We start from the raw sequence: 1,470 nt of genomic DNA, 5'->3' as shown, positions 1-1,470 counted from the left end.
GACGTGTCGCTGGCCGCGCTGGAAGACCGCAGCCACCCCGCCTGGCAGCGCCTGAAGGCCGAGGAGCTGCTGGCCCAGCAGCTCTCGCAGCTCCAGGCCAAGCGCGCGCGCGACCTGCTGCAGGCCCCGCCCCTGGCCGCGCAGGATGGCGGCCTGCTCGATGGCCTGCGCGCCGCGCTGCCCTTCGCCTTGACCGCCGCCCAGCAGCGCGTGGGGGCCGAGATTGCCGCCGACCTGGCCCTGCCCATTCCCATGAACCGCCTGCTGCAGGGCGACGTCGGTTCGGGCAAAACCGTGGTCGCTGCGCTGGCCGCCTGCACGGCGATGGACACAGGCTGGCAATGCGCGCTGATGGCCCCCACCGAAATCCTGGCCGACCAGCACTTCCGCAAGCTCGTCGCCTGGCTGGAGCCGCTGCTGGCCCCGCTGGGCAAATGCGTGGCCTGGCTCACCGGCAGCCAAAAGACCAAGCAGCGCCGCGAAATGCTGGAAAAAATCGCCAGTGGCGAAGCCGCCCTGGTGGTGGGCACCCACGCCGTGATCCAGGAGAAAGTGGTGTTCAAAAACCTGGCCCTGGCCCTGATCGACGAGCAGCACCGCTTCGGCGTGGCCCAGCGCCTGGCCCTGCGCAGCAAGATGGTCGATGGCGCGCTGGAGCCCCACCTGCTGATGATGACCGCCACCCCCATCCCGCGCACCCTGGCCATGAGCTACTACGCGGATCTGGACGTGTCCACCATCGACGAGCTGCCGCCGGGCCGCACGCCCATCGTCACCAAGGTCATCAATGATGCGCGCCGCGACGAGGTGATAGAGCGCATCCGCGCCCAGATCGCCCAGGGCCGCCAGATCTACTGGGTTTGCCCGCTGATCGAAGAAAGCGAAGCCCTGGACCTGCGCAACGCCACCGAAACGCATGCCGCGTTGAGCGAAGCCTTGCCCGGCGTGTTGATCGGCCTGCTGCATTCCCGCATGCCGGTGGCCGAGAAGAAGGCCGTGATGGCGCTGTTCACCGAGGGGACCATGGGCCTGCTGGTCAGCACCACCGTGATCGAGGTCGGCGTGGACGTGCCCAATGCCTCGCTGATGGTCATAGAGCACGCCGAGCGCTTTGGCCTGAGCCAGTTGCACCAGCTGCGGGGCCGGGTGGGGCGGGGCGCGGCGGCCTCGGCCTGCGTGCTGCTGTACTCCACCGGCGACGCGCCGCGCCTGGGCCAGATCGCCCGCGCCCGCCTGCAGGCCATGGCCGAGACGAACGACGGCTTCGAGATCGCCCGCCGCGACCTGGAAATCCGCGGCCCCGGCGAGTTCCTCGGTGCCCGCCAGTCGGGTGCACCGCTCTTGCGCTTTGCCGACCTGGAAACCGATGCCGACCTATTGGAATGGGCCCGCGCCCTGGCCCCGCAGATGCTGGACCGCCACCCCCACCTGGCCGAGCAGCACGTGCTGCGCTGGCTGGGCGGCAAGGCC

General features: G+C 69.9%; 1 protein-coding gene. It reads left to right on the top strand.

What is annotated here, in order from left to right; genetic code table 11:
• The coding region (recG, locus tag AC097L_RS24100) for an ATP-dependent DNA helicase RecG (RefSeq protein ID WP_479589256.1) at nucleotides 1–1,470 on the top strand (1,470 nt) is incomplete at both ends.

The sequence above is a fragment of the Rhodoferax sp. RT5P35 genome, assembly GCF_056521385.1.
Note: the sequence above shows the minus strand (reverse complement) of the source record. Positions and strands in the feature narration are given on the sequence as shown.